General features: G+C 47.7%; 8 protein-coding genes, 1 tRNA gene and 1 pseudogene. 8 read left to right on the top strand and 2 right to left on the bottom strand.

Going from position 1 to position 8,097, the window contains the following annotated elements; genetic code table 11:
• Positions 1–793 precede the first annotated feature (793 nt).
• Both OOT00_RS15520 and OOT00_RS15515 read left to right on the top strand, forming a co-directional pair.
• Positions 794–2,308, top strand: coding sequence for a HEAT repeat domain-containing protein (locus OOT00_RS15520; protein ID WP_265426339.1), 1,515 nt, complete (start codon positions 794–796; stop codon positions 2,306–2,308).
• 19 nt (positions 2,309–2,327) lie between these two features.
• On the top strand, positions 2,328–2,978 hold the full coding sequence (locus tag OOT00_RS15515; RefSeq protein ID WP_265426338.1) for a CPBP family intramembrane glutamic endopeptidase: 651 nt from the start codon (positions 2,328–2,330) through the stop codon (positions 2,976–2,978).
• A gap of 9 nt (positions 2,979–2,987) precedes the next feature.
• Here the strand turns inward: OOT00_RS15515 and OOT00_RS15510 are convergent, their stop codons facing one another.
• A complete protein-coding gene (locus OOT00_RS15510; protein ID WP_265426337.1) occupies positions 2,988–3,263 on the bottom strand; it encodes a hypothetical protein in 276 nt (91 codons plus the stop codon).
• Between the two features lie 443 nt (positions 3,264–3,706).
• Between OOT00_RS15510 and OOT00_RS15505 the strand changes: the two genes are divergently transcribed.
• From OOT00_RS15505 to OOT00_RS15480, 6 genes are all read left to right on the top strand, one after another.
• Complete coding sequence (locus tag OOT00_RS15505) at positions 3,707–4,399, top strand: chemotaxis protein CheX (RefSeq protein WP_265426336.1); 693 nt, start codon at positions 3,707–3,709, stop codon at positions 4,397–4,399.
• Between the two features lie 31 nt (positions 4,400–4,430).
• On the top strand, positions 4,431–4,700 hold the full coding sequence (locus OOT00_RS15500; protein WP_265426335.1) for a glutaredoxin family protein: 270 nt from the start codon (positions 4,431–4,433) through the stop codon (positions 4,698–4,700).
• Positions 4,693–5,583 carry an alpha/beta fold hydrolase gene (locus OOT00_RS15495; protein ID WP_265426334.1) on the top strand — a complete coding sequence of 297 codons (891 nt, stop codon included), beginning with the start codon at positions 4,693–4,695 and terminating at the stop codon, positions 5,581–5,583. Before OOT00_RS15500 ends, OOT00_RS15495 begins: the two co-directional genes overlap by 8 nt.
• A gap of 95 nt (positions 5,584–5,678) precedes the next feature.
• Positions 5,679–6,011, top strand: coding sequence for an inorganic pyrophosphatase Ppa (locus OOT00_RS15490; RefSeq protein ID WP_265426333.1), 333 nt, complete (start codon positions 5,679–5,681; stop codon positions 6,009–6,011).
• A 96-nt stretch (positions 6,012–6,107) separates the two neighbouring features.
• Positions 6,108–7,439: a PhoH family protein gene (locus OOT00_RS15485; protein WP_265426332.1), complete on the top strand. Its 1,332-nt coding sequence runs from the start codon at positions 6,108–6,110 to the stop codon at positions 7,437–7,439.
• A 102-nt stretch (positions 7,440–7,541) separates the two neighbouring features.
• A tRNA-Ala gene (locus tag OOT00_RS15480) sits at positions 7,542–7,617 on the top strand.
• A gap of 272 nt (positions 7,618–7,889) precedes the next feature.
• On the opposite strand, the pseudogene OOT00_RS15475 reads toward OOT00_RS15480, so the two are convergent.
• Positions 7,890–8,097: pseudogene (locus OOT00_RS15475) on the bottom strand (DDE-type integrase/transposase/recombinase); the annotation flags it as partial.

The following is an 8,097-nucleotide window of genomic DNA, read 5'->3' as shown; positions in this document are numbered from 1 at the left end:
TCATAAAAAGCCTCTTTCTTTAGTGGATTCGACGGTTTAGGCGATTCTCTTATACACTAAACTAAGGGGCGTTTACATATGAAAAATCTACGACTTTAAGATTTTATCATTTAAAATCAAAGCATTGTGGTAAGTCCGAAACTTGAGTTAAAAAGAATCCGGACTACCAGGAAGCCTTGTGGCCATAACGAGTCTTTCCGTCAAAAAAAATGGTCCGCTCCCTTTTTCACAAAAAAACGATCTCCCTTTTCCGTACCCTGAATCATCTTTCTGAAAATGAAAACAAAGACTCCGGGGCAGCTTGATTCAAAAAATCACATAGCAGTCACTCATTCATCAGAATACTGAAATACCACCCCGAAAAAGGACTTGATGAATATCCTCTGGTAAATTCTGAAAGCATCCTTATTCATATAGACAGTATCAACCATGCAAAGAAAGGAATCATCATGGAAACCACCCCCCAGAACAAACGCTATAATCCCTTCGTACCCGAAGCTTCCAGAAAAAAACCCGGCTGAACCTCCCCTCTCACCTTCGAGACGGGGACCGATCTCGCCGATGTGCTGGAACTCTTTTTCGGAAACAGGGAAGAAGAGGATGTCATGTAGAAACAGGGTTGCTGTATCAAAACAGCAACCCTGTTTGGCCCGACACGTACCCGAAAAAACTCTGCCATTATTGTACCTATCATCCTGACGTACTCTTTCCTTTCCTCACCGGCCCTATATGCTATAAGTCTTTTTCCAGAGACGTCCTTTTCATACAGACCCTACTCCATACGGATCTTTCCATGCACTATTTTTTACCCGTTCTCAAAATTTTATTCCCAGGACTGCTTGCCTCCCTTCTACTGGGATTTCTGCATATCCGATATGTAATCAAGCCCGTTCTGCAGATGGCAGAAAAACTTCAGACATCCGGTATTCTTGCCGTTCCGCACGGCTCAGCCATTCATACCATGGACGGAGTTTTTCCCTCCCTCCAGGCAGCTTTTCTCTTTGTCTTTTCCATAGGGGCAGGGCTTTCCATTGGCACTTTTGCCTTTGCATGGGCAAGTCGCAACCTTGTCCGTGACAGTCGCTGGATATCCATTCCTGCCACGGGACTATGGGCAGCGCTCCTTTTATTCATCAATCATAAAGGCCCGGTTTTTTTCCCCAGCCTCTGGATATTTCTAATTCCCGCCATCACCTGGAAAAATACGCTGGCCTGCATCCCCCGGAGCCAAATCCATGAATCCCCTTTCCACAAACCAGCCCATCTCCTTCCCATTCTCCTGCTGGCTCTTGCAGCTCTGCCCCTTCTCAGCAAGGGAATCTTTCTGGATATCCGTGACAGCATTCTGTTTTCCACAAAACCGGGCCTTGCCATCAGCAATGCCTACTATCGCCACACCCTCTCCGCCGCAGAAGTAATCAAACCGGTGGCGGCGAGACAAATCAAAATTTATGCCAGCCATACGGCCTTACCACCAGACACGGAAAAAAAACTCACCGATCAGGGGTGGCATCGCACAGAGACATCCATACGCCCCCATATCCGACTCATTCAAACCTCTGCCGGTATTGACATAAGCGGAAAAGGCATCCGCCGAACCCTGGTTCCCGACGCCAGCTTCCATGCTGCTCCGGGTAGAATTCTGGACCAGGCCACCCTTGACGGAGACCGCCTCGATCCCTTCCGTCTCCTTATTCTTTTTTCCCTTGTACCCGGCTTTCCCCTTCTTCTGTATGCGCTGTTTTTTTGTCCAATGCGCCGTATTCTCAGCTCTGTTTTTGACAGGCCGTCCGCATCCATTGTCAGTTCCATTCTCTGCCTTGCTGCGGGCATCAGCCTTCTTCTTCCCGTGCATTTTCTCGGCAAAACCGAAAAAGGTCCTCAGGAAACGGAAATCCTGAATGCCTATCTTCTGTCAGAAAAACGCAGTCAAAGACTCCATGCCATTCGTATGGCCGCAAAAGGCAGACAGCTTGATCTGCCACCATCCCTTCTTCAGCAGTACCTTTTGGAAGGAGATACGGCCGAACGCTACTGGGCAGCCGCTTTTCTCGGTTCAAAGCCATCGGAAAAATACTGGCACCTTCTCCTTGCTGCACGCAAGGACCCCCAGGCCAATGTTCTCTGCAAAACAGTCGAGGCTCTGGCACTGACAGGTCCGGCTCTTGACCGCATTCCGGAAGCCCGCAATGCCATTCTGCAGACACTCCGCGAAACCGACCACCCTTATGTGCAATGGTACGCTTTTCGCGCATTAAAAAAGCTGGGCCCCCTTCCCGGAGCACAGCCTGCATCCAACAGCCAATAACTACAGGTAAACAGAAAAAATGCCCTCTCATCCATCAGCCACGCACAGTTACCCGGATTTGGCAACCCTTGTCATGGCGGCTGCCCTTCTGATCTTGCTGGAGTATGGTGCTTCCCAACTTCCATCAGACTGGCCGATTCTTATCCGAATCGGTGCACTCCGCCTTGTACAATGCGCCGTTCTGGGAGGACTTCTTTTTCTCCGCAGGCTTCCTCCGTATGCTATCGGACTAGGACGCCGCTCCTTCATTCCGGGAATCAAAACAGGTATAGGAGGCTGCATATTCATGGGCTTCCTTGCCCTGATAGTGGGGGGTTCGCTGTGGATGCATGATATCGCCCCCCTTCCTCTGATCCGCGTTCAGCTGCCCTCAGCCGGGCCAGAACTTCTTCTTTTCTTTGTGGTCGGAGGCATTATCGCACCTGTGGCCGAAGAACTGCTCTTCCGGGGATTTATTTTCAGTTATCTCAGACAATACGGATGGATACCGGCACTCCTCATCAGCACAACTTTTTTTGCCATGCTCCATCCAACACCTCATATCACTCAGTGGGTGGGAGGGGTTGTGTTCGGCATTGCCTATGGCATTTCCGGCAGTCTTTTGGCGCCCATACTCATTCACATCTGCGGCAACCTTACCCTTTTTACGCTTTCCCTGCTCATATTCTGAATCAAAGAACTATTTTTCCATAAATCCACCGATTACAAGCATCAGCACCCCCACTCCCATGAGCAGAAGATATAAAGGTGCAAGCATCAAATATGCGGCCACTTGCTGTAGAAGATCCAAAGGAAGGGCATCGATCCAGTCCATGGAGTCAACATTCAGCATATCCTTCAGGCTTGTATCTGCCATTAAAAATTCTTTTTCCATAAACATGGCTATACTCTTGAACAAAAAAAGAACTATACCCGTCAAAAGGGCACATCCTCCCCAAAGCGTTGGCTTCAACATTGAGCCTCCTTTTTAAAAACAAGTCCGAAAACGTCACACCCTGCAATATCAGCATGTAAGCTGTATCCATAGAGAGATGCAACTATGGGGCCATTCATGAGAAACCGCTAAAAACAGGTTTAAAAAACCAAAAACGAATTCTATTCTGTACTAACAAACTCCTAAACAAAAAACACCCTGAACGTTAGCATTCTCTGCCTACTGCCCTCCAATCAATCCTGAATCCCTAATTGGAAAACAGCCGGTGAACATCCATTTATGCGGTACTCCTTGACACTACCTGAAATATCTCATCTCCATGCCGCTGCCATAGTAGCCATAAAGGACCAACCGCCTGCTTTCATTACGGTACATCCGGGACCTTATTTCTATAAACCTTATTACTGTTGGATTTTTCCACCATACATCATATTTCCGCATCTTCCCAGAATTGAAATTCTTGCATGAACGCCTACCTTCTGCTACCTTTCGGAAAGTATTCTCCTTTCGTATTATACAGGCCGTGTTTCTTCAGGATTTGTGCATCTCCAGCGGGCGGACGCCTCCCTGGTGAAACAAATTATGTTCCAATAATAAAAACCATCAAACGTGGAGTTGATCCTGGCAGACCCCAACCAATACCACAAGCTGCCAGTACACCTAACAATCTGCTTCTCCCCGCCTCAGAGGTTCCCATGAAAGCCGAACATGTCAATCCGTTCATTACTGCAACGATCAGTGTTATTTCCACCATGGCTTTTGTCAAACCAGCTCCAGGCAAACCCTTCTTGAAAAAGGATAATAAAGCCACGGGAGATGTCAGCGCCATTGTGGGAATGACCGGACCATCCCATGCCACATTTTCCATCAGTTTTCAAAAAAAAGCCATTCTGGCAATTGTATCCGGCATGTTCGGAGAACCTATTGAAAACCTAAACGATGAAGTGGCTGAGGCAGCCGGAGAACTGGCCAACATGATCTCAGGCCAAGCCCGAAAAGAACTTGAATCTGTCGGCCTCGTTTATGAGGGGGCCATTCCCAGTGTTGCATCCGGAGAAAATCACGAACTCAAGCACATTACTGACGGCCCTAAGATTGCGGTACCTTTCGTTGTTGCGGACAGCGCATTTACCCTCGAACTCAGCTTTGAGGCATAACTCTTCAAGCCCTAAAAAGGACCTCCTAATTATGCTCCAAGTTTTTAGTGCCAGCTGGTGCCCACACTGCCAGAAAGCCATCCGGTGGCTGAGAGACAATGATATACCCTTTCAGGTAGTCAATATAGAAACTGCCGAAACATCTCTGGTTGAAAAGGTAGTTGCCATTAATGGAGGCGAAGACTGGGTGGTCCCCACACTGGAATACGAAGGTAAGTGGAGAAAAGGCATGGTCTTTGAACCTCAGTCCTTCAAGCAGGATCTTATTGAGCTGGGCATGACGGTACCCGACCATGACTAATGATTTCCAGGATCTTTTCTTTCCTGCTGAATCCGGAGATCTTCATATGCTGCAAGGCCCTGCCCGGGGGAAAAATTCCCTTTTTTTCCTCCACGGGAACAGCCTGTGCGCGGCTGCGTACCTCCCCATGCTCAACAGTCTTTACAGCTACGGCTACGGTTTTCTTGCTGCCGATATCCGTGGGCATGGCCTGTCCACACGGGAAGGTACGCTTCCTCTCAACAACTGGAAGCTCTTCATTGATGATCTTGCTCTTATTCTGCAAAAAAACGAGGCCTGTCCGATAACTGCCATAGGGCATTCCATGGGAGGCTTTTTTATCTATGCAGCCGCAGCCCGTTTCCCGGAACTCTTTTCCCGGATCATTCTTCTGGATCCTGTCATTTTTCCAGCCCGACATATTCTGCTCTTCCGGATCCTGCAGACCCTGAAAATAAAAAACGGCTTCTCCCTACCCCGCAAAACCCGCAAAAAACGCAACATCTTTCCAGACAGAGAAAGTGCTGAGCGGCACTACAAGGGAAAAGGAATGTTCCGGTTATGGCATCAGGAAAGTCTGCATGGTTTTCTTTCACAAGGTTTACGAGCCTCCTCCGAAAACGGGTATGAGCTTTCCTGTATGCCGGAACTGGAAGCCCGCTTCTACGAAAGCGTTCCCATGGACACATGGCACTACGCTCGCCGTATATCCTGCCCTGTCCATATTATAAGAGGAGAAAATTCCCACCTTTTTTCGGAAGATGCCGCCCTGCGTCTCACAAGGGAAATACCTTTCTGCACCCTGGAAACCCTGCCCCGAATCGGCCACTTTTTCCCCCTGGAAGAACCCAAGCTCTGTGCCCGGCACATCCATAAGGTATTGTGCAGAAGCAGCTTTCCATAAAAAACAAATGACGGTATAAAGAAACAGACTTTTCAGGCCATACGGAGTCTGTTTTTTCCATAATGTTTATACAACCCGTCAGGAGGTGATTTCCCATGAACGCCAACCTCTTCTTGGAAACCATTCCTAAGCTTGATATTGCTTCCTTCAAAGACACGGACCGCATAAGGCTTCTTAAAAAAAGTCACCTGCCATTTTGCGGATCACCCAAAAAACACCCCTTTGACGCAGAAAAGCTGTTCCTTCTCGCCGACCCACAAGGCTGCGATCCTTTTTACTATGAATTCCATATTAAAGACATTGCCTTTGTGGAAGAACTGCCCAAGATTGTGGATATTGAAGGACGGACCGTATCTCGCATTCGACTATGGATACGGCGGGGAAGTATTGCCACACGATGCACGCCTTTTCTCGTGGAAGGCTTTTAAACGCAGCCATGGAGCATATACCTGCCCTCCTTTCCTGCGTTGAAACATGGATACAGGCACGCAGATCCCAAAAAACAGCTCAATCCAAGGAGTCTCATGTCTCACAATCAAAGAAAATTCTTTGTACTTGACACCAATGTTATTCTCCACGACAGCTCATGTGTTTATCAATTCAAGGATAACGATATCATTATCCCTATCAGCGTCATAGAAGAACTTGATCAGTTCAAGCGAGGCAGTGGCATCCTGAATTATCACGCAAGGGAATTCCTACGAGCCATTGACAGCATGAGCGGAAATCAGCTTTTCAATGGAGGTGTTCCCATAGGCAAAGAAAAGGGAAGACTCGCCATCCATCTTCAGCAGCCATTTCACGAAGAAGTTGCACGGAACTTCGATGCCAAAAAAGCCGACCACCAGATTCTTAACACAGCCTACAGACTCAAAGAAGAAAACCCGGGTAAAGAAGTCACCCTGGTCACCAAAGACGTCAATCTCAGAATGAAAGCCAAAGCACTGGGACTAAAATCGGAAGATTATACAACCGATCATATCCGGGACATCCGGGAACTCTACTCGGGCTACAGAACAGAAGATAATATACCTCCATCCATCATTGACAGGCTTCATCAAACCCCCTTTGAGATTGCGGTAGAGGATTTGCCTCTCAGCGTTCCGCTTCGATCCAATGAATTTGCCATTCTGCGAAGTGACAGAAAATCCGTTCTGATTACCATGGACCCCGTGCGTGACCGAATACGAAAAGTTGATAAAGCTACAGCCTATGGCATCAATCCACGCAATGCGGAACAGAGCTTTGCCATAGACGCACTTCTGAATGATGATATTCCACTTGTAACAATTACCGGAAAAGCAGGAACAGGAAAAACTCTTCTTGCCCTTGCAGCCGCCCTGGAGCGCAGGGAGAACTATCGCCAGATCTTTATAGCAAGACCCAACGTTCCCTTAAGCAACCGGGATCTCGGCTATCTTCCCGGAGATGTTAAATCCAAGCTCGATCCTTATATGCAGCCACTTTATGACAACCTCACAGTTATTCAGAACCAGTTCTCCTGCCATGACAAAAAGAAACAGCGTGTCAAAGAGCTAATAGAAGACGAAAAAATAGTTGTCTCACCATTGCCTTATATTCGGGGGAGAAGTCTTGTCAAAATATACTTTATTATTGATGAAGCCCAGAACCTTACTCCCCATGAAGTAAAGACTATTCTCACCCGCGCGGGCGAGAATACAAAAATTGTCTTTACCGGAGATATCTTCCAGATAGACCACCCCTATCTCGACACCCAATCCAACGGGTTAAGTTATCTTGTGGAAAAAATGGAAGGGCAGGACAAACACGCGCATATCGACCTTGTCAGAGGAGAACGATCTGCCCTCTCGGAACTCGCCATTCAGCTGCTGTAAAAAACTCACTGCTCCATACCTCACCCCTTCTAAAAATTGAAAGCACTGATAAAAAGGTATTGACTTATTCCGAAGGTTTCTTTACAAAAGAGCAGTTTTTGTGGGGTTGTAGCTCAGCTGGGAGAGCGCATGGCTGGCAGCCATGAGGTCAGGGGTTCGATCCCCCTCAGCTCCACCAAACATTTAAAATCATTCGATTTTCTTCATGTTTGGGGTTGAATTTGGAGCCTAGATACAAATTCTAGGAACAAATGAGGCCCTTTTTTATGTCCGGAAAAACGTATCTCCTCACCACTCCCACATCCTGCTTTTTCCGCCTTACAATTCCCGTTGACCTTCGCCATATTTTCGATAAAAGAGAGCTGAAAAAAAAATCTTGGGAAATTTCCCCGGTCTTTTGCAAAAGACTTAGCAATGATATCGGTAGGTGTCCACTATTGACGACCGACCCCACTGGCTGCCAGGGTCAGAATGATGGATCAGGCCAGTTGCGGGCCTCTTGGTGGCGACGGCGCGAAACAAAGACTGGGAGATCAGATTTGTTGTCATGCGCTCTCCCATCGCGTAGCCTGCGCCCTCTCCGGTAAAAAGATCCTTGTGAACGCAAGGTATAACCACCCCTCCGCCGTAGGAATGTACGTGATATCCGTTACCCAGC

Origin of the sequence: Desulfobotulus pelophilus (genome assembly GCF_026155325.1) — a bacterium.
GTDB lineage: Bacteria > Desulfobacterota > Desulfobacteria > Desulfobacterales > ASO4-4 > Desulfobotulus > Desulfobotulus pelophilus.
This window is presented reverse-complemented; position numbering and strand designations above follow the sequence as displayed.

Bases quoted from the DNA above. Each gene is read 5' to 3' on its own strand.
- OOT00_RS15510 (WP_265426337.1), bottom strand. From the start codon at position 3,263: ATGTTGAAGCCAACGCTTTGGGGAGGATGTGCCCTTTTGACGGGTATA.
- OOT00_RS15500 (WP_265426335.1), top strand. From the start codon at position 4,431: ATGCTCCAAGTTTTTAGTGCCAGCTGGTGCCCACACTGCCAGAAAGCC.
- OOT00_RS15490 (WP_265426333.1), top strand. From the start codon at position 5,679: ATGAACGCCAACCTCTTCTTGGAAACCATTCCTAAGCTTGATATTGCT.
- OOT00_RS15515 (WP_265426338.1), top strand. From the start codon at position 2,328: ATGCCCTCTCATCCATCAGCCACGCACAGTTACCCGGATTTGGCAACC.
- OOT00_RS15520 (WP_265426339.1), top strand. From the start codon at position 794: ATGCACTATTTTTTACCCGTTCTCAAAATTTTATTCCCAGGACTGCTT.
- OOT00_RS15495 (WP_265426334.1), top strand. From the start codon at position 4,693: ATGACTAATGATTTCCAGGATCTTTTCTTTCCTGCTGAATCCGGAGAT.
- OOT00_RS15505 (WP_265426336.1), top strand. From the start codon at position 3,707: ATGAACGCCTACCTTCTGCTACCTTTCGGAAAGTATTCTCCTTTCGTA.
- OOT00_RS15485 (WP_265426332.1), top strand. From the start codon at position 6,108: ATGTCTCACAATCAAAGAAAATTCTTTGTACTTGACACCAATGTTATT.